This window comes from Parasphingopyxis sp., from assembly GCF_052168295.1.
Lineage (GTDB): Bacteria > Pseudomonadota > Alphaproteobacteria > Sphingomonadales > Sphingomonadaceae > Parasphingopyxis.
This window is the reverse complement of the sequence record NZ_JBQLZN010000004.1, coordinates 15,709-38,904: the sequence shown is the minus strand read 5'-3', so window position 1 is coordinate 38,904 and position 23,196 is coordinate 15,709. Positions and strand designations below refer to the sequence as shown.

Here is a 23,196-nt window from a genome sequence, read left to right as displayed (position 1 = left end):
CCCGAATAGCTGTTGAGCATCGAGCCGACGACGGGCATGCCCCCCCCGCCGATCGGGATAATCAGCAGGAAGCCGACCGCGAAAGCGAGAATGGTGATCGTCCAAAACAGCCAGGGCGTATCGACGCGCGGCGATCCCACGAAGTAGAAATAGACGATCAAGCCAAGGATCGCCGCGAGCGTACCGAGATTGATGACATGACGTGCCGGCAGCAGGATCGGTGCGCCCGACATATTGCCGTTGAGCTTGGCGAAAGCGATGACCGACCCGCTGAACGTGATCGCGCCGATCGCCGCACCCAGGCCCATCTCGACCCGGGTGATCGGCAGCAATATGCCGGCCGCGTCGGCAATCCCGAACGCGCCGGGATTAAGATAGGCGGCAGCCGCCACCAGCACGGCCGCCATGCCGACCAGGCTGTGAAAGCCCGCTACGAGCTGCGGCATCGCCGTCATCGCGATCCGCCGCGCGACCACGAAGCCGATACTGCCGCCGATCGCGATGGCGATCAGGATCTCGACTAACCCTGCGATCTCATGCGTCACCAGCGTCGTCGCGACCGCGATGACCATACCGATCATGCCGAAACGGTTACCCGCCCGGCTGCTTTCCGGCGAGGAGAGACCCCGCAGAGCGAGGATGAACAAGACGCCCGCGGCGAGATAGGCCAGCGCGACCCAGGCCGGCACATCGCCGCCTACGGTCGCCGCGTGAGCCGGAGTTGCGATTGCGAGCAAAGCCAGCGCGCCGACCGAGCCGGCTGCGTTGCGAAGAAGCGTTGTCACTATTTCCGCTCCTTCTTCTTGTACATGGCGAGCATGCGCTCGGTGACGGCGAAACCGCCGAAGATGTTGACCGAGGCCAACACCACGCCGGCGAGCCCCAGCCATTTGGCCGCCTCCGCATCGGCGGCGCCACCGGCGGCAGCGGCGATCAGCGCGCCGACGATAATCACCGAGGAAATCGCATTGGTCACGCTCATCAACGGCGTATGCAGCGCGGGCGTCACCGACCAGACGACATAGTAACCGACGAAACAGGCCAGCACGAAGATCGAGAGGATTGAAATAAAGTCCATGTGAAGCCCCCTAATTCGCCGTCAAACGCTCATTGACGACTTCGCCGCCTCGGGTGAGCGTCACGCCCTGCACGATCTCGTCATCTTCGGGCAGAACGGGCTTTTTCGCCTCTTCGTCCCAGAACGCGCTGAGGAAATTGTAGAGATTGCGGGCGAACAGCGCCGATGCGTCCGCCGCAAGCCGGCCCGGCACATTGCGGTGTCCGACGATTTTCACGCCATGCTTCTCGACGACTTCGCCCGCGACCGCGCCTTCGACGTTGCCGCCCTGTTCGACAGCGAGATCGACAATCACGCTGCCCGGGCGCATCGTCGTGATCTGCGCGTCCGAAATAAGCCGCGGCGCCGGTTTCCCCGGAATAAGCGCGGTGGTGATGACCACATCCTGTTTGGCAATGTGTGACGATACCAGTTCGGCCTGCGCCTTCTGATATTCCTCCGACATCTCGGTGGCGTAGCCGCCCGTGCCCTCGCCTTCGATACCCTCGACATCCTCGACGAAGATCGGTTTGGCGCCGAGGCTTTCGATCTGTTCCTTCGTCGCCGCCCGAACGTCCGTGGCGGAGACCTGCGCACCCAGGCGGCGCGCAGTCGCTATCGCCTGGAGTCCTGCGACGCCGACGCCCATGACGAAGCAGCGTGCGGCGGACACCGTGCCTGCTGCCGTCATCATCATCGGAAAGGCCCGGCCATATTCGGCGCACGCATCGAGCACGGCCTTGTAGCCCGCGAGATTTGACTGGCTCGACAGGATGTCCATCGATTGCGCGCGGGTGATGCGCGGCATGAATTCCATCGCCAGAGCCTCGATACCAGCCTTGGCGTAGGCATCGACGCGTTCGCGTTCGCCAAACGGATTGAGGCTGCCGATCAGCCGGGCGCCCGGTTTCGCTCCGCTCAGTCCGTCGGGATCGGGCCCGCGCACACAGAAAATCGCATCTGCCCCGTCGAGTGTCGCCGCGCGATCTCCCACCGTCGCACCGGCCTCGCTATACTGTGCGTCCGAAAACCCTGCGGCGGTCCCCGCATCGGTTTCGACAGCCATATCGGCGCCGAGCGAAATGAATTTCTTAACGGTTTCAGGTGTGGCGGAGACGCGTGTTTCGAGGGGATCGGTTTCCTTAAGGACAGCGATTTTCAATAGCTTGCCCTCCGATCACGTAATGGCGATGATGGCTGCGATCGTCGCTATGCCTGACAAAATCATCCCCCACTTCAGTAGACTGAGAAACCCGGAATAGGTGTTGTTGTGCGACTTGTAGTCCATATCCGGATGGCCGTCGTCTTGTGTCATTTCTCACCCCTGCACATTTTCTGGGAATTGGCTGAACACGCTGTCTAACGGCGGGTTCGGCGCGTCTCAAGCGATTTTGCGGATCGATTTTCTGTGATCGTCGAAAGCTGGGCTGTGGCAACTGCCTTAAGGGCCCTTTTACCCTGACTGTACTAAAGGTCTTCGGTCCGACGCGATACGGGGTACCGAATGCCGCAAGACCGGCCGAAAACATTATTGCTCGTCGACGATGAACCGGCTCAAGGCCGGCTTATCGGCGCTATCGCTGCACGCACCGGCTGGAAAAGCCTGCGCGCGGAATCGGGCAAGGATGCGCTTCTCCTGTTGGCGTCGTCCGAAGGCGAGGGAGTCGATGTCGTGCTCATTGACTACTGGGCGCCGAGCGCCGGCGATGTCGACCTTATTCGACAGATCCGCGATATTAGGCCGGAGCTGCCGATCCTCGTGATCACAGCGCAATCGAAAGTGTCGATCGCCGTCGAGGCCATGCGCGCGGGCGCCGTCGATTTCCTGGCAAAACCGATTGCCCCGGAACGCCTCGTCGCCGCGCTCGAAGCCGCGACCGAGACCCAGACGCATAATGGCGAGCTGCGTCCACTCAGCGAGAAAGTCTCGCAAACCTTGCCGTTCGACGAGATTGTCGGGTCCGCCCCCGAATTTCGGGCGGCCCTTGCCATTGCCGCGAAAGCGGCGCGATCGCGTGTGCCGGTATTGATCGATGGCGAACCCGGCGTCGGCAAGGAAGTGTTTGCGCGGGCGATCCACGCGGCTAGCCCGCGCGCCAAACGCCCCCTCTATACGCTGAACTGTGGCGCAACGGCAGCGAACCTGATCGAGTCCGAACTGTTCGGCCACGAAAAAGGCGCCTTCGCCGGGGCGTTCGAGAAACATGTCGGCAAGCTCGCGGACGCCGATGGCGCGACCCTGTTCATCGACGAAATCGCGGCAATACCGCCGGATGTGCAAGCCAAGCTAGCCCAAACGCTGGAGACCGGGATTATCCGGCCGATCGGCGCTGCGCGCGGTTTCGAAGTCGATGTCCGCCTGATCTGCGGCGCCAATAGCGATCTTCTCGAACAGGTCGCGGCAGGCAATTTCCGCGAAGACCTCTATTATCGCCTCAATATAGTCGGCCTTACCATCCCGCCGCTGCGCAAGCGATCGGGCGATGTCCCGCCGCTCGCCCGGCATCTGCTCACGCGCATCGCCGGCCAGCCGGGCATGCGAGCCCTCGGCATAACCGACGACGCACTCGCCATCCTCATGCGATACGACTGGCCCGGCAATGTCCGCCAGCTTCAGGACACGCTCTTCCGCGCCGCCATCGAATGCCAGGGCGCGGCGCTGACATCGGCCGACTTTCCGGAAATAGCCGAACTCGTCCGTCAATCCGAGGCGCAGGGCAATACAGGGAACGCGTCGAGCGTCCATGCCTTTGCCGATGGGCCCGGTGTCGCGCTGTACGAGCCTGACGGCAATCTGCGGCCCCTATCGGATATCGAGGCGGACGTAATCCGGCTCGCGATCGGCCATTATCGCGGCCGCATGACGGAAGTCGCGCGCCGCCTCGGCATCGGCCGTTCGACACTGTATCGGAAGCTCTCCGAACTGGGGATCGACAGCGCCGCCTAGCGCGCAGGGATCAGCGCGGCGTCCCGCAGGCCACGCCAGACATGCAAAGCCTGTACGCTCTCCGGCACGTCGTGCACACGCAGCAGTTGCACGCCCTGCGCCGCTCCCAATGTCACCAGCGCAACCGACCCGCCGAGGCGATCCTCGACCGCCGCTTCGTTCGACAGAGCGCCGATGAAGCGTTTGCGGCTCGCGCCCAGCATGATCGGACAGCCCAGCCCGTGAAAGAGGCTGAGGCCGTTGATCAGCGCGAGATTGTGCTGGACGGCCTTGCCGAAGCCGATGCCCGGATCGACGACGATCCGCTCGCGCCCGATCCCGGCTGCCTCCAGTGCGGCTATTCTGTCATCGAGCCAATCGTACACTTCTATAAGCGGATCGCGATATTCGGGATCGGCGTGGAGCTCGTTCGCCTTTCCCGCATGATGCATGACGATGACCGGGCATCCCGCATCCGCGACCACTTCGAGCGCGCGATCGTCGTAGCGCAAGGCGCTGACATCGTTGACGATGGTCGCGCCGGCGGCGAGTGCCGCCTCCATCACCGCCGCCTTGCGGGTATCGATAGATATCGCAACGCCCGAGGCCGCCAAGCGCTCGACCACCGGGACGACGCGTTCGATCTCGTCTCCCTCCCAGACATCCGCCGCACCCGGCCGCGTCGACTCGCCGCCAACGTCGATCAGTGCCGCGCCCTTCGCGCTCATCGCGAAGCCGGCGTTCGCGGCGCCCTCTGGATCGCCGTCATGCTGACCACCGTCCGAGAAGCTGTCCGGCGTGACATTGAGGATACCCGCGATCCTGGGTTCGTCGAACCGCAAGACGCGCTCACCCAATTCGATCGCCGCCCGGGGCGCAGTCGCACGTGCGACCATCTGTTGAGCGCGCTCGGCCTGCGCATCTGAGAGGGTAGAGATAAAATCGTCCAGCGCATCGATGGTCACGAGCTGCCGCGGGAGCCGTTGCCCGCCATCGACCACGATCACCTCGAAGGCACTGAACCATAACAGTCCGCCGGCGAGCCGCTCGACCTGGCCGTCGAGATCGAACGGCGCATCGACGAATGCGGTCGGACGAAAATAGAGACTGGCGCTCGGCGGAATATCGGTCATGCGCGCTCTTTACCGGAGCGGCGCCGGAAAGCCATCAGTGTTCGGCCCTTAGGGAAAATGCGCCAGCCGATATTCGGCGCGCAGATCGTCGATGGATTTGAGACCATCGTCGGTCTCGAAATGCCAGAACGTCCAGCCATTGCAGGACGGGGCGCCTTGCAGCAGCGCGCCGAGCTTGTGGATCGACCCTTCCTTGCCATTGTCGGTGACGAGCGAACCGTCGACCCGGACCTCCGCCTTCCAGCGGCGTTTCGTATCCATCAGGACAGTGCCGGGCTTCAGCATCCCGGTTTCGATCAGCGACCCGAACGGCACCTTGGGCTGGGCGGCATTGGATTTCATGATGGTGAGCGCGGACTCGTCGAGCGGCAGGGCCGCCTCGATCCGCTCGCGTGCCACCCGGCAGTAGCGTTTCTCGCGTTCGATACCGAGCCATTTGCGGCCCAGCCTTCGCGCCACCGCGCCCGTCGTACCCGTGCCGAAAAAGGGATCGAGCACGACATCGCCGGGCTTCGTGCTGGCCAGCATCACGCGATAGAGCAAGGCTTCGGGCTTTTGCGTCGGATGCGCTTTCTTGCCGCCATCCTTGAGCCGCTCCTGTCCGCCGCAGATCGGGATCAGCCAGTCCGAACGCATCTGCAGCTCGTCATTGAGCGACTTCATCGTCTTATAGTTAAACGTGTATTTCGCCTTCTCGCTTTTCGACGCCCAGATCATCGTTTCATGGGCGTTGGTAAAGCGCGTCCCGCGGAAGTTCGGCATCGGGTTCGCCTTGCGCCAGACGATGTCGTTGAGGATCCAATAGCCTTCATCCTGCAACGCAGATCCGACTCGGAAGATATTGTGATAGCTGCCGATTACCCAGAGTGTGCCGTTGGGCTTGAGGATGCGGCGCGCCTCTTTCAGCCAGGCGCGGGTGAAGGCGTCATAGGCGGCAAAACTGTCGAACTTGTCCCAGTCATCGTCGACCGCATCGACCTGGCTTCCTTCTGGCCGGTAAAGATCGCCGCCAAGCTGCAGATTGTAGGGCGGATCGGCAAAGATCATGTCGATACAGGCATCGGGCAGCGACGCCATGGCCGATACGCAATCGTCTTCCAGGATGCGATCGGTCTCGACGGAGACGGCTTGCTTCCGCCGCACCGGTTTCGTTTTTTTCGCCGTTCCGATCTGCTCTGCAATCGCCATTCGCCATGCCCCTTCGCGAAAAGAGACGGGAGCCTGAGTCAGCCGGACTCCCGGGTCAAGGATTACATGGTCTTAGAACAAGATGAGGATATGGTTAACGAAGCGGGAACGAAAAGAGTCCGCCACCAGATATGGCCCTTCGAACGGCCGATCGGACTCAAGATGCTGGGGTGTGGCGGTAAAGACTCAAAGATCGAGCAATGCCTGGGCGACCGGCCCGAAACTGCGCCGATGCAGGTCGCAGGGACCATGGATCCGCAGCGCCTCGATATGCGCCTTCGTCGGATAGCCCTTGTTGCTGCCCCAGCCGTAATGCGGATGGTCCTGGGCGGCCGCACGCATGATCCGGTCGCGCGTTTCCTTGGCGATAATCGATGCCGCCGAGATACAAGGATGGATGGCATCGCCGCCGATTACCGCTTCGGAGGAGTAACGCCAGTCTGGTAACCTATTGCCGTCGACCAGAACCCGCTCCGGTTCGACGTCCAGCGCTTCCACCGCGCGACGCATTGCGGCCAATGTCGCCTGGAGGATGTTAATACGGTCGATCTCTTCCGGCTCGGCAATGCCGACACCGACGACGCACCGCTTGCGGATTTCTATTTCCAGCCATGCCCGACGCCGCTCGGTCAGTTTCTTGCTGTCGTCGAGACCGTCGATTCCGCCATCGCACAGGATGACCGCCGCCGCGACGACCGGCCCGGCCAGCGGGCCCCGCCCCGCCTCGTCGACGCCCGCCACCCGCTGCGTCACGGTCAGAACTCCTGCATCGTCGCATAGCCGAGCGGGCCGTTGCCCTGCCCCAGCCCCGGCGCCGCCTTCAGCGCCGCGCGGACGAAACCGCGTGCACGATCCGTCGCTTCTATCGGCGCCATGCCTTGGCCAAGACCCGTCGCAAGCGCGCTCGAAAGGCTGCAGCCGGTGCCATGGCTGTGTACGGTTTCGATCCGCTTGCTCTTCCATCGATCGACCCTGCCGTCCGGCTGCACCAATATGTCGGTGACGAGATCGTCGTCGAGATGCCCGCCCTTGGCGAGGATCACGGAATCCGCATCGCGGGACAGTCGGCGTGCCTCGCGTTCCATCTCGTAAGCTGAAGCAAGCTCGGAAGATGTCAGCCGTGCAAGTTCGGGCAGGTTCGGCGTCGTGATCGTTGCAACGCGCATCAGCGCATGAAATCCCGCGATCGTCGCTTCGTCGGCCAGGGTCGAGCCGCTCGTCGCCACCATGACCGGGTCGAACACAATGGGAGCGCCGATATCTGCAAGCTTTTCGACGAGCGCCGCTACCAGCTCGCTGGAGCCCAGCATGCCGATCTTGATCGCGTCCACGCCGATATCGCTTGTGACCGAATCGATCTGCCTTAGGACGATATCCGGACTGACCGGCTCGACCGCCTGCACGCCGAGTGTGTTCTGCGCCGTGATCGCGGTAACAGCCGTCATGGCATGACCGCCGAGCAGTGTGATCGTCTTGATATCGGCCTGGATACCCGCGCCGCCACCGCTGTCCGATCCCGCAATGGCGAGGATACGGGCCGGCTTGGTCATGCGTTCGCCTTGTATTTTCGCTCGGTCGATGCCGGGAAGCGTTTGAGGAGCGCGGTCGCGCGCATAGGGCGAGGCTTCAGCTCACCGCCGCAATTCGGGCAGGTTCCGGCGAGCGGGCCTCGCGCGCATGGCATGCAGAATGTGCATTCGAAGGAGCAGATATGCGCGCCCGCTTCGTCCGCCGGCAGATCGACGCCGCAACGTTCGCAGTCGGGCCGCATTTCGAGCATCAGGCGGCTTCTTCCACCGCGGCGCAGATATCGTCGACCACGGATTCGATCAGACCCTCATCCTCGCCTTCCGCCATCACGCGGATCAGCGGCTCCGTCCCCGATTTGCGGATCAGCACGCGGCCGCTCTCGCCCAGCTGCGCTTCGCCGTTCGCGATCGCCGCCTTCACGCTGGCCGCATCGAGCGGATCGCGGCCGTCAAAACGCACATTCTTCAAAAGCTGCGGATAGGGATCGAACAGATGCAGCAGTTCGCTCGCGGGCTTCCCGCTGGTCACGAGCGCGGCGAGGATCTGGAGGCCAGCGATCAGGCCGTCGCCCGTCGTCGCATAATCGGTAAGTATGAGGTGGCCCGATTGCTCGCCGCCGACATTGCAGCCCTTGGTCCGCATCATTTCCAGCACATAGCGATCGCCGACCTTGGCGCGTTCCAGCGTGATCCCCTCGCTCTCAAGAAACTTCTCGAGACCCATATTAGACATCACGGTGGCGACGATCGCATCGCCTTGGAGCTTACCGCGCTTTTTCCAGTCGCTGGCGATCAGCGCCATGAGCTGGTCGCCGTCGACGATCTCGCCCTTCTCGTCGACTACGATCAGCCGGTCCGCATCGCCATCCAGCGCGAGCCCGATGGCCGCGCCCTCTTCGACGACGGTCCGACATAACTCTTCGGGATAGGTCGAACCGCACTTGTCGTTGATATTGGTGCCATTGGGACTGACGCCCAAAGTCACGACCTCAGCGCCGAGCTCCCAGAGCGCCGACGGTGCGACCTGATAGGCGGCACCATTGGCGCAATCGATCACGAGTTTTAGCCCGTCGAGCCGGAGCTTCGGCGGAAACGTCCGTTTCGCATCGTTGATATAGCGGCCGCGTGCATCCTCCACGCGGCGGGCGCGGCCGATATGCTCTGCCGAAACAACTTGCGGCGGATTTTCGAGCAGTGCCTCTATCGCCGCCTCCGCCGTGTCCGACAGCTTGTAGCCGTCGGGTCCGAACAATTTTATGCCGTTGTCGATATAGGGGTTGTGGCTCGCCGAAATCATGACACCGAGATCGGCGCGCATGCTCTTCACCAGCATCGCGACGCCAGGCGTCGGCATCGGCCCAACCATGATCACATCCATACCGACGCTCGTGAATCCGGCCACCAGAGCCGATTCCATCATATAGCCGGAAAGCCGGGTATCCTTGCCGATCACGACGCGGTGGCGATGATCGCCACGAAGGAAATGCGCGCCCGCCGCCTGCCCGACCCGCATCGCGATATCGGCCGTCATGGGTGCCTTGTTGGTCAGCCCCCGGATACCGTCCGTGCCGAAATATCTGCGCCCCATCGATGTCTTTCCCATCCGAATGATTCCGCTTGTGCCTTCCCTAGCGGCCGCCCATGATCGTGTGAAGCACAGGGAAGAATAGGCGGGGACACACCGAATGATCGCATGGCTCGAGGCGGCGCTGGCCGATCTCAACGCATTCGTATTCAGCAAAGTCCCGATCTTCGGCGTCGACGTCACACTCATCGTCATCTGGCTGGCGCTGCCGATGCTCATCTTCACAGTCTGGCTGGGCTTCATCAATATCCGCGCCCTGCCCTATTCGGTGCGGATATTGAGCAAGCCCGGGCACGATATCGACGCGCCGGGGCAGATCAGCCAGTTCGGCGCTTTGACGACCGCGCTGTCCGGCACGGTGGGCCTCGGGAATATCGCTGGCGTTGCGGTCGCCATTGCGATGGGTGGACCGGGTGCCGCCTTCTGGATGTTCGTGATCGGCTTCTTCGCGATGACGGTGAAATGCATGGAGGTCACGCTCGGCCACAAATATCGCGTCGTGAACAGCAACGGCACGATACGGGGCGGCCCCATGTACGCGCTGAAGAACGGCCTCGCCGCACGCGGATGGCCGAAGATCGGCCTGATTTTGGGCGGCATCTACGCATTCTTTGCACTCGGCGGTGCGATTCCCCTGGTCCAGGTCAATCAGAGTTTCGCGCAGGTCGAGAATGTCACCGGCTTCTCGAGCGGCGCAGGCTATGGCGCTATCCTCGCGATGCTGGTCGGCCTTGTCGTGGTCGGCGGCGTGCGCTGGCTCGCCCGGGTCACATCGGTCCTCGTCCCCGGCATGGCCGCGATCTATCTGATCGGCGTATTCTCGATCATCTTCATCAATATCGGCGAGCTGCCGAACGCCATCGCCATCATCGTCGGCGATGCGTTCAGCGGGGAAGCGGCGGCCGGCGGCATGCTCGGCGCGTTCGTCGTCGGTATGCAGCGCGCGGTCTATTCGAGCGAAGCGGGCGTGGGGTCTGCCGTCATCGCCCATGCGCAGGCGCGCACGCATGAGCCTGCCTCCGAAGGCCTGGTCGCGCTGCTCGAACCCTTTATTGACACGGTCATCGTTTGCTCGCTCGGCGCCATCGCGATCGTACTCGCCGGCACCTATCAGAGCGGTCTGGACGATATCTCGATCACGTCGGCCGCCTTCGCGCAGATTTCGAGCTGGTTCCCTGTGCTGCTCGCCATCGCCGTCTTTCTCTTCGCCTATTCGACTCTCTGCGCCTGGGGATTTTACGGTCTACAAGCCTGGGGATATCTTGTGGGCGAAGGCCCGATCCGGTCGATGACCTACAAGATACTCTATGTGCTGATGCTGCCCATCGGTTCGATCCTGCCTGTGCAGGCGGTGTTCGATCTCGTCGACAGTGCATTTTTTCTAATGGCGATTCCCAACGTCATCGCCATCTATATCTTTGCGCCCGAGATCAGGCGCGAGATCACCGGCTATCTGGAGCGCCATCGCGCGACAAAAGAGGAGACCGCCCCATGAAGACCCGCACGCTTGGCAAAGACCTCACCGTATCCGCACTCGGCCTAGGCTGCATGCCGATGGCCGGCATCGGCAAGGGCATGTACGGCATGGCCGACGAGACGGAATCGATCGCGACCATCCACCGCGCCCTCGATCTTGGTGTGACCTTTTTCGACACGGCCGAAGTCTACGGCCCGCACAAGAATGAAGAGCTGCTCGGCAGGGCGATCGCGGGCAAACGCGACGGCCTCGTCATCGCTACCAAATTCGGTTTCGCCTTCGATGAGAACGGATTTCGCGGGGTCGACAGCTCGCCGGAGAATGTCCGCAAGGCGTGCGAGGGATCGCTCCAACGGCTAGGGATCGAGACGATCGATCTTTTCTACCAGCACCGCGTGGACCCTAATGTGCCGATCGAGGAAACGGTCGGCGCGATGGCCAAGCTCGTCGAGGAGGGCAAGGTGCGCTATCTCGGCCTTTCCGAAGCCGGGCTCGACACGATCCGCAAGGCTGCGGCGACCCATCCGATCGCCGCGCTTCAATCCGAATATTCGCTGTGGGAACGCGATATCGAAGCGGACATCCTGCCGCTATGCCGCGAACTAGATATCGGTTTCGTGCCATATTCTCCGCTCGGTCGTGGTTTCCTTACGGGACAGGTGACTTCGCGCGACGACCTGCCGGAGGGCGATTATCGGTTGAACGATCCGCGCTACAGCGAAGAAAATTTTGCCAAGAATATGGAAATCGTCGACGTCGTCAAAACGATCGCCGACGCGCATGGCGTCTCGCCCGCGCAGATCGCGCTAGCCTGGCTCCTCCATCAGGGCGAGGATATCGTGCCGATCCCGGGATCGAAACGGCGCGTGACGCTCGAGGATTCGATGGCGGCTGTGGACGTAACGCTCAGCGACGACGATCTGGCAAAACTGGATGAAGCGGCGCCCGCCGGCCAGACGGCCGGGCCACGCTATCACGAGCCGATGATGAAGATGGTGCGTATCTAGCCGGTCCAGGCGATCGGGCCGACCGGCATCGCGTGCAGCCAGCTCGCGCCGAACCAGAGCAGCGCGCCGAAGACCAGCGGCACGACGCCGGGCCATGCAGCACGCAGCGGCACTCGGCCGTCGATAATCGCGCCGAAGGGCATGAACGAGGTCCGCGATTCCCAGCCGCGCCAGGCGTCGCCCATCAGCCGCTCCTTCTTCCTGTCCTGCCCGATCGAGCCGAAGAAGGTGAGTATCAGGATGCCCGTGGCGATAATGAGGTTCACCGGACCGCCGCTGAGCGCGATGTGAGTGAGCGCCCAGACGATGAACGCCCAGTTCATCGGGTGCCGGGTGATCGCGAAGACCCCTGTTACAGGCCGTACGGGCCGGGATTTCGTCGTCGGGTCCGGAAAGGCCGGGTTGCCGAGAAAAGAGCCCGCAAGCAGGATCATCGATATCAGCATCAGGATCGGCGCCCCCCAATCGAAGAACCATGGCGGGGCCGTCCAATAGGCCGGCATTGGCGGTACGGACCGCGCGGCCCAGACCATCCAACCTAGGCTCGCGGCCGCAATCAGGGAGTAGACGCCCAGAAAGGCAGTTTCGCCGAGACGCCCGACCAACGACGCGCGCAGCGGATGAGATAACAGAAAGTGAAAGCCGACAAAGGCCAGGGTAGCGACTATCAGCTGCGTCAGCGGGTCCATCGCACTCCTACCATTCATACGCCTGTGGCAATTGCCGTTCTTCGATCGACAGATAGCGATCGCGCAGCCGCGTCTGGCGCGAGGTCAAGGGCTGCTGCACGCCGTCGATCAACATCATATCCACGTTGGACGTCACTTCAAGCGGATCGCCGTCCCAGATCACTACATCGGCGCGGCGGCCGGGGCGGAGTGAGCCGATCTCACCGCCGAGCCCCATGATCTCGGCCGGATAGGAGCTGATCGTCGCGAAGGCCTCGCCCCAGCTCAGCCCTGTCGCGCCGGGCACGTTGTTCAGCGCCACCAGATTGCCGGCATATTGCGTCGAATAGCGGATCTGATGGGCGTCATCATCGTCGATCATGCCGATCGCGACCTGGACACCGGCCGCGCGCATCCGCCCGATATTCGATTGCGTCGCCGCCAGCCGTTCGAACTGCTCGGGGAGGTCATTGAGCGCTGAGGCGATCACCGGCACGCCGGCGGCCGCGATCTCGTTTGCCACCGTCCAGCCTTCGCTGACACCGACGAGGATCAGGTTCAACCGCGGATAATCCGCCCGCAAATCGATCACGTTCAGGATATCGCGCGCCTGCTGGACATGGACGACCAGCGGCACACGCCCCTGCACCACCGGCACGAGCGCAGCCGCATCGACCCGGTTGAGCAACGCATCGCTCGTCTGTCCGCCATAAGCGTTCGGATTAGCCGCATAGCGCTGCGCCTGATCGAGCGCGTTGCGGACCATGGCAAAGCTCGCCGACCTACTGCCGCCCGCCCGTGCCGCGCCCCGCTCGCCCAGCTCCACGAACTGAAATGCACGCGGCCGCATCACGGCATCCATGTCCGCGCCGAGATCGATAATCGCGCCCTGCCCGCCGAATATCGTGTTGCCGGCCTGTGGCGCGACGACGGCGCGGGTAATACCGCCCGTGCGGTTGGTGGCGATCGCGGCCGAGAGCGGGTTGACCGCTGGCGCGATATCGAGCCCAGCGGAAAATTCCGATTCCGCCGCTGCCGCGTCGTTCGTCGGCGCAACGGCGCTGACTTCCACCAGGCCGAGCCGGGTAAACCCGCCGACGATACCCGGCGACACCCATTGGCCGGTCGCGTCGAGCACCTGCGCGCCGGCCGGCACCGCGACATTGGCGCCCGCACCGACGACCCGGCCGTTGCGGATCACGACCGTGCCGCCCGGTATCGGCTCGGAGCCGTCGCCGATGACTAACGTGCCGCCGGTGATGGCGAGGGTTTGCGCCGATGCCGGAACGGCAATGAGCAGAGCGGTCAGAAGCGCGATTATGGCTTTCATCGGACGCTCCCTTCGCCAGGCTGTCCGAGCTCGAAATCGGAGATCGGGCGGAGCTGCGGATTGTTCATGTCGTAGAGCAACGCGCCGTCGATCCAGACCATCTGCGGCCGCGAATAGACGCTGAACGGATCCCCATTCCACAGCACGATATCGGCACGCTTGCCCGCGACGAGGCTACCGGTCTCGTCAGCGATTCCGAGCGCACGGGCCGGATTGATCGTCAGCCATTGCCAGGCTTCGGCATCGCTGATCTCGATCCCCGCGCGCCGGCCATCGGCGAGCGCCTTGGCCGCTTCCTGATTCAATCGCTGGATCTGGTTGTCGTCGTCCGAATGGACGATCGCGCAAGCTCCGCCGTTATGCACCATCGGGATATTCTCGAAGACGGTATCGTAAGCTTCCATCTTGAAGCCCCACCAGTCCGCCCACATCGCCGAGCACACGCCATGCTCGCGGAGGAGATCGGGAATCTTGTACGCCTCGACGGCATGCTGGAAGCTGGCGATGCTGTAGCCGAACTCCTCCGCCATATCGATCATGATCGCCATCTCGTCGGCGCGATAGCAGTGATTGTGCACGAGAATATCGCCGTCTAGCACACCGGCCAGCGTTTCATGCCGCAGGTTGCGGGCGGGCGGCGATCCGCCATTCTCGCGATAATTCTCCCACTGATCCCGATAACGCTGCGCATCGATCCAGGCCTGACGGGCGACGGCTACGTTCGCCATGCGGCTGCCGGGCGTCTGGTTGCGGCTACCATAGACGCGCTTGGGATTCTCGCCGCACGCCATTTTGAGACCATAGGGCGCGCCCGGAAACTTCATGCCCTGCATCGTGCGCGAGGGCACGTTGCGCAGCGTGACCGAACGGCCGCCGAACAGATTGGCCGAACCGGGCAAGATGTTGAGCGTCGTAACCCCGCCATTGGCGAGCGCCCGGCTGAAACCCGGGTCCTGTGGCCAGACGCTGTGCTCGGTCCAGACGTTCGCCGTGTTGTTGCCGGTGATCTCGTTGCCGTCCTGGTGCGCGGCGACACTGGGGCTCGGATAGTTGCCGAGATGGCTGTGAATATCGATGATGCCCGGCGTCACCCAGAGCCCGGTCCCATCGATGACGGTTGCGCCATCCGGCACGTCCAGTGACTGACCGATCGCCTGCACGCGGCCATCGGCGAAATAGACCATGCCATTGTCGATCTGGCCGCCCTCGCCGTCATAGATCGTCGCGCCTTGGATAACGGTCGGCACGCCCGGATAGGGCCGATAGGTCGACGGGAAGGGATCGGGATCGAAAACGCTCGCGGTGCTGCGATCCTGCGCGGCATTGCCGCTATTCGCGCTCTGACTGCCTGTCGTCGCGCATCCGAACAGCGCCAGCGTCGCCGCCAGCAGGACCGCCGCTATCCTCATGTCCGCACTTCTCCTTGCGTGTTGATGCCGGCTGCATCCGGGTTGGCGAGTTCGGCCTGACCGAGCATGTCGTCATCGATGCTGTCATCCTTCAGCGTATCGAGATGCATGAGCTTCTTGATCAGTGGCGAGATGATGATCACGCCGACACCGACGGCAACGGCCGTCCAGCCGACCGTCGAATAGACGCCGAGCACCACTTCCTTGCCCGCGGTTTCGCCTTCCAGCCCCTCGGCGCCCGTCGCAGCCGCGATCAGGCCGGCGGCGAAATTGCCGGTCGCCGATGCGAAGAACCATGTCCCCATGATGAGGCTGGCCATATGCGCCGGTGCGAGCCGGTTCATCGCCGACAGGCCAACCGGCGAGAGGCAAAGCTCGCCAGTGGTGTGCAGCAGGTAGATCAGGAAGATGAAGATGACCGGCGTCGGCACGTCGATGCCGACCGCCTGCGCGCCCCAGACGAGCACGAGGAAGCCGAGGCCGACCTGCACGACGCCGAGGCCGAACTTGGCCGGTGTCGACGGTTCGAGCCCGCGCTTGCCGAGGCCCGTCCAGGCCGCCGCGAACAACGGCGCGAGCAGCACGATGTAGATCGCGTTGATCGACTGGAACATCGACGCCTCGACCCCGGCCCGGTCGACATGACGATCGGTGAACAGGTTGAGCGACGATCCGGCTTGTTCGAACAGCGCCCAGAAGATGATCGACACGAAGATCAGGAAGATCGCCGCGAAGATGCGATCCCGCTCCTCGCTGGTGAGCTGCGTGACCGCCGTGAATAGAACGTAGAGCACGAGACCCCCGCCGAACACGCCAAGCACGATGCCGACATATTCCTGATACTGAACCGCAAGCCAGCAGATCGCGACCATGGCGAGACCGGCCAGATACATCCACCATTCGAGTTTCAGGCCACCAACAGGCTGCGCGAGCTTGACCGGGTCTTTCGCCTCGCCCTTGCCCATCAGCAAAGGTTTACCGAATACGAAGAACAGCAGGCCGATCAGCATGCCGATGCCGGCGAGGCCGAAGCCGTACTGCCAGCCGTAGGTCTGGCCTAGATAGCCGCAGATGATCGATGCCGTCGCGGCGCCGACATTAATGCCCATGTAGAAGATCGTGTAAGCCGGATCGCGGCGCGGATCGGTGCGCGTGTAGAGCTGCCCGACGATGACCGAGATATTGGCCTTTAGGAAACCGGAACCAACGATGATCAGCGCCAGCGCGAGCCAGAACACATTGATCGTCGGATCGTCCTGCCCGCCCGTCCCTTCGAAGGCCATGAAGAAATGGCCGAAGGTCAGCAGGATGGCGCCGAACAGCACAGCCTTGCGCTGCCCCAGATATTTGTCCGCCAGATAACCGCCGACGACCGGCGTGATGTATACGAGGGCCGTGTAGGCACCATAGACGATGGAGGCCTCGCTATCGGTGAACAGCCAATGCTGGACGAGATAGAATATCAGCAAGGCCCGCATGCCATAATAGGAGAAGCGCTCCCACATCTCGGCGAGAAACAGGACGAACAGCCCTTTCGGATGGCCGGCAAACTCCGGCGCGGACCGGGTGGTGATGAATACACCGCCCAGCAAGAAGGCGGAGAGCATGATCACTGCCCCCCAGAACAACACTAGCTCGAATGTCACGATAGCTTCCCCTCAGAACGCATGTCGCGCGCCGGCATACTCATGGCGCGCACTTATGGCGGCGCAGACTAGCGCCGAAATCGCAGCTGTGAAGGGGCTGGCAGATTTAGCGGCGGATGCTAGGAGCACGAGCCATGTTCAACGATCTCTCCTCACCGCTCGATTTCCTCGCAACGCGCCGGTCCAGCCGTCCGCGCGACATGGTGGAGCCCGGGCCTGAACCGGCGGAATTGCAGCGGATATTGGAAATCGCCACACGCACGCCAGATCATGGCAAGCTTGCGCCGTGGCGCTTCGTGGTGGTGGACTCGGCGCAACGGGCACGCTTTGCCGAAATTCTGCACGCCGCATATCGGATCGACCGGGAACAGCCGGGCAAGCTGGAGATCGAGGCGATAGACCAGTTCGCCCATCAGGCGCCGACGCTTATCGTCGCGCTGCACAGCCCGAAAACGTCCAGCAAGATCCCGCTCTGGGAGCAGGAGCTTTCGACCGGCGCGGCCTGTTTCAACCTGATCGCGGCGGTCCACGCCCATGGCTATGTCGGCGGCTGGATCACGGGCTGGGCCGCCTATTCGGACGCCGTGCGCGACGCTTTCGGGGAAGCGCCGGAACGGATCGCTGGCTTCATTTTTCTGGGCACGGCGGGCACGGAACTGACCGAACGGCCCCGACCCGAATTCGATGCGGTCGTCAGCGACTGGTCCGGCGGATAGCCGCCGGCCGAATTATTTCGCGCCCCCCCTTGACGCGACACAGTGTTTTACGACACTATAGCGCGATGTCCAAAGCCGAAAAACCCGTCTATCTGAAACTGCGCGAGAAGATCGCCGCGGCGATCCTCGATGGTCGCTATGGCGATGGCGATCCGTTGCCGTCGGTCCGCGCCTTCGCCGCCGATGAAGGCGCCAACCCGCTAACGGTCGCGAAAGCCTATCAGACATTTCAGGACGACGGGATCGTCGTGGTCCGCCGCGGCGTCGGCATGTTCGTCGCCAATGGCGCGTCCGAAAAACTGCGCACGCGCGAACGCGAGACGTTCCTCAATGAGGAATGGCCGAAGATCGTCCGCCATATCGACCGGCTCGGGCTCGACACGGCCGAGTTGCTGGACCGCGAAACCGCCTAGGCGGCAAACGACTCTTCATCCAACGAATAGAGAATGTCGGCCTTCGCCGTAGCGGCTGCCTTCAGCCCGCTCGCCTCCGGTACGATCTGATCGAGATAGAAGCGGGCTGCCGCAATCTTCATCTGCAGAAAATCGCTATCGCCCGCGCCCGCATCCAGCTGCGCCTGGGCAATCCGAAGCTGGCGCGCCATCAGCCAACCGCAGGTGGCCACCGAGAGCATCGTGAGAAACGGATAGCTGGCCGCGAGCCGGTCATCGACGCTCGCATCGCCGGACGACAGCCAGTTCACGACGGTTTCGCAATCGGCCGCGAGCGCCGCGAGATGCGGCTCGCCCTCGGCGCCGCCGGCAATATCGGCAAGCAAGGCGCCCATAGCCTCACCGCCGCCAAGACCGAGCTTGCGGCCGACCAGATCGGCGGCCTGGATGCCGTTCGTACCCTCATAGATCGGCGCGATGCGGATATCGCGATAATATTGGGCAGCGCCGGTTTCCTCGACAAAGCCCATGCCGCCATGCACCTGCACGCCAAGGTCGGCGACTTCGCAACCCGCATCCGTGCCATAGGCCTTGGCGAGCGGCGTGAGCACTTCGGAACGCGCCCTGGCCGCTTCATCGCCGAGCGTCGCCGCATCGACCTGCCCGGCGGCGTAATAGACGAGCGCACGCGCGGCCATGGTCAGCGATTTCATTCTGAGCAGCATGCGCCGCACATCGGGATGGCCCACGATCGCAACCGGCTCGCGAGAACCCGCCCCTGCCCGGGCCGACTGGATACGTTCGCGCGCGAAATGCACGGCCTGTTGCGTTGCGCGCTCGCCGATCTGAACGCCCTGCAGCCCGACATTGAGCCGCGCATTGTTCATCATCGTGAACATCGCGCGCATGCCGCCATTTTCCGGGCCGATCAGCCAGCCATGGCAATCGTCATTGTCGCCGAAGGACATGGTACAGGTCGGCGAGGCGTGAATTCCAAGCTTGTGCTCTATCGACACGCAGCGGACATCGTTGGCCTCTCCGGGCTCGCCATTTTCGTCGAGCCGGTACCGCGGCACGAGGAACAGCGAGATGCCCTTGGTGCCTTCGGGCGCGCCCGGCGTTCGGGCCAGCACCAGATGGATGATGTTGTCGGCAAGATCATGCTCGCCAAAGGTGATGTAGATTTTCTGGCCCTTGATCCGCCAGCTGCCGTCCTCGGCCGGTTCGGCCTTGGTCTTTAACGCGCCGACATCGGACCCCGCCTGAGGCTCGGTCAGGTTCATCGTGCCGGTCCACTCGCCGGTCGACAGCTTGGGCAGATAGGCGGCCTGCTGTTCCGGGCTGCCATGATGCGTGAGCGCCTCGATCGCACCGACGCTCAGCATTGGGCAGAGGCTGAAAGCCATATTGGCCGATCCCAGCGATTCGAGGATCGCGGCCGCCATGCTGAACGGCATACCCTGTCCGCCGAAATCCGCTGGCGCGGCGATCGTGCCCCAGCCGCCCTCGACATAGGCCTGATAGGCCTCGCGAAACCCGTCGGGCATGACGACGCCGTCCTCGGTCAGCTTCGCGCCAACTTCGTCACCGACGCGATTGAGCGGCGCCCATTCGCCCGCGGCAAGCTGGCCCGCGCCTTCGAGGATCGCGTCGACCATGTCGCCCGAGGCTTCGGCGAAGCGTTCGCTTTCTGCGAGGTGGGAGATGTCGGCAATATGGTCGAGTACGAAACGCTGTTCGGTAACGGGCGGCACGAAGCTCATAAACGCATCCTGATCTTGCGGAGAATCTCCGGCGGCTATAGCGCGACGCCATGATCACGCCAAATGGCACTTTGGACACCATCATCCGCCCTTATGACGATGATGCCATAGCGGAAGCGGCGCGCCGGATCCTGGCTGGGGAATGCGTCGCCGTTCCAACCGAAACGGTCTATGGCCTTGCCGCCGATGCGACCAATGCCGAGGCCGTCGCGCGTGTCTACGAGGCCAAGGGCCGGCCCAGCTTCAACCCGCTGATCGTTCATGTGAACGATTTCTGGGAGGCAGAGGAGATCGCCGAATTCGATCGCTTCTCACAAATGCTTGCCGAAGAATTCTGGCCAGGGCCTTTGACCATGGTCCTCCCGCAAAACCCCGATAGCCCCGTGGCAAGCATAGTCACTGCCGGTCTCGATACAGTGGCAATCCGGATGCCCGCCTTCCCGCCGATACGCGACCTGATCGCGGCGACCGAATGCCCAATTGCCGCACCGTCCGCCAATGTCAGCGGACGGATCAGCCCGACCCGCGCCGAGCATGTGATGGCGACGCTTCAGGGCAAGATCGGGCTCATCATCGATGCGGGTGGCACGGTGCACGGGCTCGAATCGACCATCGTCGCCATCGAACACGATCATCTTCGCCTGCTGCGCCCCGGCCCGATCGACCGGACGCAGTTGGAAGCGGTTACCGGGCTGGAAGTGCGCGACGCTGGCGAAGGTGGCATAGAAGCACCCGGTCAGCTGAAGAGCCATTACGCGCCTGCGAAACCGGTGCGCCTCGACGCGCTCGAAGCGGAAGACAATGAATTTCATATCGGCTTTGGCGACGTGCCCGGCGATGCCTCGCTGAGTCCCGACGGCAATCTGGTACGCGCTGCAGCGTTGCTATTCGACGCGCTTCATCACGCCGAGCAGGACGAGGACAGCGACGCGATCGCGATAGCGCCCATTCCCGATGAAGGTCTTGGCGCGGCAATCAACGACCGGCTGCGCCGCGCCGCGGCCGAGCGTTAGGCGTTGGCTTTCAGCCGCGCCTGATAGCTCTTGCGGAACTTCTGAAGCTTCGGCGCGACCACGGCCATGCAATAGGGATTGCGGCTGCCTTCCCGCTCGAAATAGTCCTGGTGATAATCCTCAGCCTTGTACCACTCGCCTAGCGGTTCGATAGTCGTCACGATCGGATCGTCCCATTCGGACGCAGCCTCTTCGATCGCCTTCTCCGCCAACGCTTTCTGCTCGTCGGAATGCGGGAAGATGGCCGAGCGATATTGGGTGCCGACATCATTGCCCTGGCGATTGAGCTGCGTCGGATCGTGGACATGGAAGAATATGTCGAGCAAATCGGTATAGCCGATCACGTCGCTGTCATAGGTCAGCCGCACGGCCTCGGCATGGCCTGTGTTGCCGGAACAGACCGAGCGATAATCGGGATTGCTGGTCTCGCCGCCGATATAGCCGCTCTCGACGTTGGTGACGCCGAGTACGTCGTTATACACCGCTTCCGTGCACCAGAAGCACCCACCCGCCAACGTCGCCGTTTCAATCGCCATGATCGCCCTTCTTCCTCGATCTGTTTGGTCAAGTATCGAAGATAGGTAGCCCCGCCGGATTTTCTATTCAGGCGGGCGCTGTGCCGGACGAAAATGTTCGCCACGTTCGGTGCAGTTCTGGCCGGGGCGTGGATTGCGCACCTCCGAACATAGCCGATCAGGGCCCTGAGGCCGGCCCGGACGCGCATTGCCCGAATTGGGCGGGTTCTGGTTGCCGCTATTGGGATTGCGCGGCTGCTGCCGTGAATTTTGCGCCATCTGCACGCCTGACGGCGCCGCTTCGACACCGCTTGGTACAGCGAAGGTACCGGGCGCCGCATGCGCCGCTCCACCGGCCGCGAACAGCGCGCATGCCGCCGCTATCGCGGCGCCGCGCAACCAGGATGGGCCCGTCTCGCCTCGATTATCCATGTCTCTTCCCCCTGAATAGCCCGATGACGATTCTACGATTCGTCCGCGTCATCCCGTTCTGAATTAAGCCAAAGTAGCTCGAAACGCCAATTGTCCTGCTGGGCGCTCTCTTCGAACGCCGGTATCCGCTCCTGGCTGTCGGCCAGCGACAATACGAGTTCGTTGTCGATGGGGCCGTCCGATTCCATCAGCATGATGCCGCCCCAACCGATATGATCGGACAGATAATCGACGGCATAGCGCCCATCGGCCAAACGCTCGGCCCGTTCCACCAGCTGTTCGCGATTCTCGGCCAGGATCATCGACCCGTCCGGATCGATCGAATAAATATGCGCATATTCGTGGAGTTCGTCCGGATCGAATACGAGGGTGAAACGGATATCGGTATCGGTGCCGACCGTCGTCTCGTCCGCTTCCAGCCTGCGAATGCCTGTATGCTGATAGCGGCGCAGGCCCTCGATAAGCTCGCACTGCGTGGATTCCATCGGCGCGATGCCCGAGACGCTGATCCGGGAAATCGGCACGCCATTGGCTTGCGCATATTGGCGCAAAGCGCGCTCGACCGAGCTGCCCGGGGTCACGGACGCGCCGACGATCGCCAGTTCGACGCCGGCTTCGGACTCGGAGAATTCGTTGATCCGCAGCCATGAACATTGAAGCTCGCCAAGCCGCGCCGTCAGAAACTCTTCCGGATCGGACACGCCGCGCGGGTACCAGAGCAGATAGCCGATCGTCGCGATGCCGGCCACGGCCAGCACGGCGACCCATATCGCTATCCGCCGATACAATGTGTTGTGCGATATCAGGTAGAGAATTCCGGGCGATTCCCGCGTAACCTGAAAGGCGCGGACGGGTTCGGCGATATTCTTGAGCTTCTGCTCGCCAAGATCGCGAAACTGCATTTCGAACTGGGTCAGATGATCGCGTGCCCGCTGCGAGACGCAAATGCCGCCCGGCGCCGCCAGTCCCTCGAGCCGTGCGGCGATGTTCACGCCGTTGCCGAACACGTCGCCATCGCGCGTTATGATGTCGCCGATATCGAGACCGATCCTGATCAGGAGCGGTTCGCGCACGCCTTCCTTGCGGTTCTCCGCATTGCGGACATCGAACTGTTCCTGGATCGTCGAGGCGCATTTGAATGCCGCGGCGACGCTCGGAAATTCGGCGATGAAACCGTCGCCCGTATGTTTGACGAAACGCCCGCCGGCCTTTTCGATTTCCGGCCGGACGATCTCGTCCATGCGCTTGTTGATGCGGCCGATCGTGCCTTCTTCGTCCAATGTGGTCAGTCGGCTGTAACCGACGACATCGGCGACGATGATCGCGGCGAGCCGGCGCTGCATCTGATCGACCATCATTCCCCCAAGGTCCGTCCGAAAAGGCTGTTTTCAGACGGTAATCCTATAATCA

The 23,196-nt window shown here is 62.9% G+C and carries 23 protein-coding genes; 6 read left to right on the top strand and 17 right to left on the bottom strand.

The window, feature by feature from the left end; translation table 11 throughout:
• The 4 genes from ACTS1Z_RS00840 to ACTS1Z_RS00825 form a co-directional block, all read right to left on the bottom strand.
• Positions 1–737, bottom strand: a 737-nt coding sequence (locus ACTS1Z_RS00840) for an NAD(P)(+) transhydrogenase (Re/Si-specific) subunit beta (protein ID WP_442622537.1), incomplete at its 3' end; no start/stop codon positions are given.
• A 47-nt stretch (positions 738–784) separates the two neighbouring features.
• Positions 785–1,078, bottom strand: coding sequence for an NAD(P) transhydrogenase subunit alpha (locus ACTS1Z_RS00835; protein ID WP_442622534.1), 294 nt, complete (start codon positions 1,076–1,078; stop codon positions 785–787).
• A 10-nt stretch (positions 1,079–1,088) separates the two neighbouring features.
• Positions 1,089–2,219, bottom strand: a complete 1,131-nt coding sequence (locus ACTS1Z_RS00830) for a Re/Si-specific NAD(P)(+) transhydrogenase subunit alpha (RefSeq protein ID WP_442622533.1) — start codon at positions 2,217–2,219, stop codon at positions 1,089–1,091.
• 15 nt (positions 2,220–2,234) lie between these two features.
• On the bottom strand, positions 2,235–2,372 hold the full coding sequence (locus ACTS1Z_RS00825) for an aa3-type cytochrome c oxidase subunit IV (RefSeq protein ID WP_442622532.1): 138 nt from the start codon (positions 2,370–2,372) through the stop codon (positions 2,235–2,237).
• Between the two features lie 189 nt (positions 2,373–2,561).
• On the opposite strand from ACTS1Z_RS00825, the gene ACTS1Z_RS00820 reads away from it, so the two are divergent.
• Entirely contained in the window at positions 2,562–4,004 is a 1,443-nt protein-coding gene (locus ACTS1Z_RS00820; RefSeq protein ID WP_442622531.1) for a sigma-54-dependent transcriptional regulator, read from the top strand.
• Here ACTS1Z_RS00820 and folP read toward each other — a convergent pair.
• The 6 genes from folP to glmM form a co-directional block, all read right to left on the bottom strand.
• Positions 4,001–5,116, bottom strand: coding sequence for a dihydropteroate synthase (gene folP / locus ACTS1Z_RS00815; protein ID WP_442622530.1), 1,116 nt, complete (start codon positions 5,114–5,116; stop codon positions 4,001–4,003). The two genes, ACTS1Z_RS00820 and folP, sit on opposite strands and share 4 nt — an antisense overlap.
• 48 nt (positions 5,117–5,164) lie before the next feature.
• Positions 5,165–6,304 (bottom strand): site-specific DNA-methyltransferase, encoded by a 1,140-nt coding sequence (locus tag ACTS1Z_RS00810; protein WP_442622529.1) that lies wholly within the window; start codon positions 6,302–6,304, stop codon positions 5,165–5,167.
• A 186-nt stretch (positions 6,305–6,490) separates the two neighbouring features.
• Complete coding sequence (locus tag ACTS1Z_RS00805; protein WP_442622536.1) at positions 6,491–7,063, bottom strand: ribonuclease HII; 573 nt, start codon at positions 7,061–7,063, stop codon at positions 6,491–6,493.
• Positions 7,060–7,854 (bottom strand): bifunctional hydroxymethylpyrimidine kinase/phosphomethylpyrimidine kinase, encoded by a 795-nt coding sequence (thiD, locus tag ACTS1Z_RS00800; RefSeq protein ID WP_442622528.1) that lies wholly within the window; start codon positions 7,852–7,854, stop codon positions 7,060–7,062. The genes ACTS1Z_RS00805 and thiD overlap by 4 nt, the downstream gene beginning before the upstream one ends.
• Complete coding sequence (locus ACTS1Z_RS00795; RefSeq protein ID WP_442622527.1) at positions 7,851–8,084, bottom strand: DUF1272 domain-containing protein; 234 nt, start codon at positions 8,082–8,084, stop codon at positions 7,851–7,853. Before ACTS1Z_RS00795 ends, thiD begins: the two co-directional genes overlap by 4 nt.
• Positions 8,084–9,421 (bottom strand): phosphoglucosamine mutase, encoded by a 1,338-nt coding sequence (gene glmM / locus ACTS1Z_RS00790; RefSeq protein WP_442622526.1) that lies wholly within the window; start codon positions 9,419–9,421, stop codon positions 8,084–8,086. The genes ACTS1Z_RS00795 and glmM overlap by 1 nt, the downstream gene beginning before the upstream one ends.
• Before the next feature lie 97 nt (positions 9,422–9,518).
• Here glmM and ACTS1Z_RS00785 point away from each other — a divergent pair, with 97 nt between their 5' ends.
• The gene (locus ACTS1Z_RS00785) at positions 9,519–10,913 is read left to right on the top strand and encodes an alanine/glycine:cation symporter family protein (RefSeq protein ID WP_442622525.1); all 1,395 of its coding nucleotides are present in this window, start codon (positions 9,519–9,521) and stop codon (positions 10,911–10,913) included.
• A complete protein-coding gene (locus ACTS1Z_RS00780) occupies positions 10,910–11,902 on the top strand; it encodes an aldo/keto reductase (RefSeq protein ID WP_442622524.1) in 993 nt (330 codons plus the stop codon). Before ACTS1Z_RS00785 ends, ACTS1Z_RS00780 begins: the two co-directional genes overlap by 4 nt.
• On the opposite strand, the gene ACTS1Z_RS00775 is transcribed toward ACTS1Z_RS00780, so the two are convergent.
• From ACTS1Z_RS00775 to ACTS1Z_RS00760, 4 genes are read right to left on the bottom strand one after another with little or no spacing between them, the layout of a single operon-like run.
• The gene (locus ACTS1Z_RS00775) at positions 11,899–12,591 is read right to left on the bottom strand and encodes an NnrU family protein (RefSeq protein WP_442622523.1); all 693 of its coding nucleotides are present in this window, start codon (positions 12,589–12,591) and stop codon (positions 11,899–11,901) included. The two genes, ACTS1Z_RS00780 and ACTS1Z_RS00775, sit on opposite strands and share 4 nt — an antisense overlap.
• Positions 12,592–12,598: 7 nt before the next feature.
• Positions 12,599–13,900, bottom strand: coding sequence for an amidohydrolase family protein (locus ACTS1Z_RS00770; protein ID WP_442622522.1), 1,302 nt, complete (start codon positions 13,898–13,900; stop codon positions 12,599–12,601).
• Complete coding sequence (locus tag ACTS1Z_RS00765; RefSeq protein WP_442622521.1) at positions 13,897–15,309, bottom strand: amidohydrolase; 1,413 nt, start codon at positions 15,307–15,309, stop codon at positions 13,897–13,899. Before ACTS1Z_RS00765 ends, ACTS1Z_RS00770 begins: the two co-directional genes overlap by 4 nt.
• Positions 15,306–16,916, bottom strand: coding sequence for a peptide MFS transporter (locus tag ACTS1Z_RS00760; RefSeq protein WP_442622535.1), 1,611 nt, complete (start codon positions 16,914–16,916; stop codon positions 15,306–15,308). The genes ACTS1Z_RS00765 and ACTS1Z_RS00760 overlap by 4 nt, the downstream gene beginning before the upstream one ends.
• A 173-nt stretch (positions 16,917–17,089) precedes the next feature.
• On the opposite strand from ACTS1Z_RS00760, the gene ACTS1Z_RS00755 reads away from it, so the two are divergent.
• Positions 17,090–17,671 (top strand): nitroreductase family protein, encoded by a 582-nt coding sequence (locus tag ACTS1Z_RS00755; protein WP_442622520.1) that lies wholly within the window; start codon positions 17,090–17,092, stop codon positions 17,669–17,671.
• 65 nt (positions 17,672–17,736) lie between these two features.
• Positions 17,737–18,084 (top strand): GntR family transcriptional regulator, encoded by a 348-nt coding sequence (locus ACTS1Z_RS00750; RefSeq protein WP_442622519.1) that lies wholly within the window; start codon positions 17,737–17,739, stop codon positions 18,082–18,084.
• Here the strand turns inward: ACTS1Z_RS00750 and ACTS1Z_RS00745 are convergent.
• Positions 18,081–19,826, bottom strand: coding sequence for an acyl-CoA dehydrogenase (locus ACTS1Z_RS00745; protein WP_442622518.1), 1,746 nt, complete (start codon positions 19,824–19,826; stop codon positions 18,081–18,083). The genes ACTS1Z_RS00750 and ACTS1Z_RS00745 overlap by 4 nt on opposite strands.
• A 50-nt stretch (positions 19,827–19,876) precedes the next feature.
• Here ACTS1Z_RS00745 and ACTS1Z_RS00740 point away from each other — a divergent pair, with 50 nt between their 5' ends.
• Positions 19,877–20,839 (top strand): L-threonylcarbamoyladenylate synthase, encoded by a 963-nt coding sequence (locus ACTS1Z_RS00740; RefSeq protein ID WP_442622517.1) that lies wholly within the window; start codon positions 19,877–19,879, stop codon positions 20,837–20,839.
• Here ACTS1Z_RS00740 and msrA read toward each other — a convergent pair.
• On the bottom strand, positions 20,836–21,375 hold the full coding sequence (gene msrA, locus ACTS1Z_RS00735) for a peptide-methionine (S)-S-oxide reductase MsrA (RefSeq protein ID WP_442622516.1): 540 nt from the start codon (positions 21,373–21,375) through the stop codon (positions 20,836–20,838). The two genes, ACTS1Z_RS00740 and msrA, sit on opposite strands and share 4 nt — an antisense overlap.
• Before the next feature lie 443 nt (positions 21,376–21,818).
• Positions 21,819–23,141, bottom strand: coding sequence for an adenylate/guanylate cyclase domain-containing protein (locus ACTS1Z_RS00730; protein WP_442622515.1), 1,323 nt, complete (start codon positions 23,139–23,141; stop codon positions 21,819–21,821).
• Positions 23,142–23,196: the final 55 nt, after the last annotated feature.

What these genes read in the sequence shown, in the direction of transcription:
- ACTS1Z_RS00835 (WP_442622534.1), bottom strand. Translation starts at nt 1,078, where the DNA reads ATGGACTTTATTTCAATCCTCTCGATCTTCGTGCTGGCCTGTTTCGTC.
- ACTS1Z_RS00825 (WP_442622532.1), bottom strand. Translation starts at nt 2,372, where the DNA reads ATGACACAAGACGACGGCCATCCGGATATGGACTACAAGTCGCACAAC.
- ACTS1Z_RS00820 (WP_442622531.1), top strand. Translation starts at nt 2,562, where the DNA reads ATGCCGCAAGACCGGCCGAAAACATTATTGCTCGTCGACGATGAACCG.
- folP (WP_442622530.1), bottom strand. Translation starts at nt 5,116, where the DNA reads ATGACCGATATTCCGCCGAGCGCCAGTCTCTATTTTCGTCCGACCGCA.
- ACTS1Z_RS00810 (WP_442622529.1), bottom strand. Translation starts at nt 6,304, where the DNA reads ATGGCGATTGCAGAGCAGATCGGAACGGCGAAAAAAACGAAACCGGTG.
- thiD (WP_442622528.1), bottom strand. Translation starts at nt 7,854, where the DNA reads ATGACCAAGCCGGCCCGTATCCTCGCCATTGCGGGATCGGACAGCGGT.
- ACTS1Z_RS00795 (WP_442622527.1), bottom strand. Translation starts at nt 8,084, where the DNA reads ATGCTCGAAATGCGGCCCGACTGCGAACGTTGCGGCGTCGATCTGCCG.
- glmM (WP_442622526.1), bottom strand. Translation starts at nt 9,421, where the DNA reads ATGGGGCGCAGATATTTCGGCACGGACGGTATCCGGGGGCTGACCAAC.
- ACTS1Z_RS00785 (WP_442622525.1), top strand. Translation starts at nt 9,519, where the DNA reads ATGATCGCATGGCTCGAGGCGGCGCTGGCCGATCTCAACGCATTCGTA.
- ACTS1Z_RS00780 (WP_442622524.1), top strand. Translation starts at nt 10,910, where the DNA reads ATGAAGACCCGCACGCTTGGCAAAGACCTCACCGTATCCGCACTCGGC.
- ACTS1Z_RS00775 (WP_442622523.1), bottom strand. Translation starts at nt 12,591, where the DNA reads ATGGACCCGCTGACGCAGCTGATAGTCGCTACCCTGGCCTTTGTCGGC.
- ACTS1Z_RS00770 (WP_442622522.1), bottom strand. Translation starts at nt 13,900, where the DNA reads ATGAAAGCCATAATCGCGCTTCTGACCGCTCTGCTCATTGCCGTTCCG.
- ACTS1Z_RS00765 (WP_442622521.1), bottom strand. Translation starts at nt 15,309, where the DNA reads ATGAGGATAGCGGCGGTCCTGCTGGCGGCGACGCTGGCGCTGTTCGGA.
- ACTS1Z_RS00760 (WP_442622535.1), bottom strand. Translation starts at nt 16,916, where the DNA reads ATGCTCTCCGCCTTCTTGCTGGGCGGTGTATTCATCACCACCCGGTCC.
- ACTS1Z_RS00755 (WP_442622520.1), top strand. Translation starts at nt 17,090, where the DNA reads ATGTTCAACGATCTCTCCTCACCGCTCGATTTCCTCGCAACGCGCCGG.
- ACTS1Z_RS00750 (WP_442622519.1), top strand. Translation starts at nt 17,737, where the DNA reads ATGTCCAAAGCCGAAAAACCCGTCTATCTGAAACTGCGCGAGAAGATC.
- ACTS1Z_RS00745 (WP_442622518.1), bottom strand. Translation starts at nt 19,826, where the DNA reads ATGAGCTTCGTGCCGCCCGTTACCGAACAGCGTTTCGTACTCGACCAT.
- ACTS1Z_RS00740 (WP_442622517.1), top strand. Translation starts at nt 19,877, where the DNA reads ATGATCACGCCAAATGGCACTTTGGACACCATCATCCGCCCTTATGAC.
- msrA (WP_442622516.1), bottom strand. Translation starts at nt 21,375, where the DNA reads ATGGCGATTGAAACGGCGACGTTGGCGGGTGGGTGCTTCTGGTGCACG.
- ACTS1Z_RS00730 (WP_442622515.1), bottom strand. Translation starts at nt 23,141, where the DNA reads ATGGTCGATCAGATGCAGCGCCGGCTCGCCGCGATCATCGTCGCCGAT.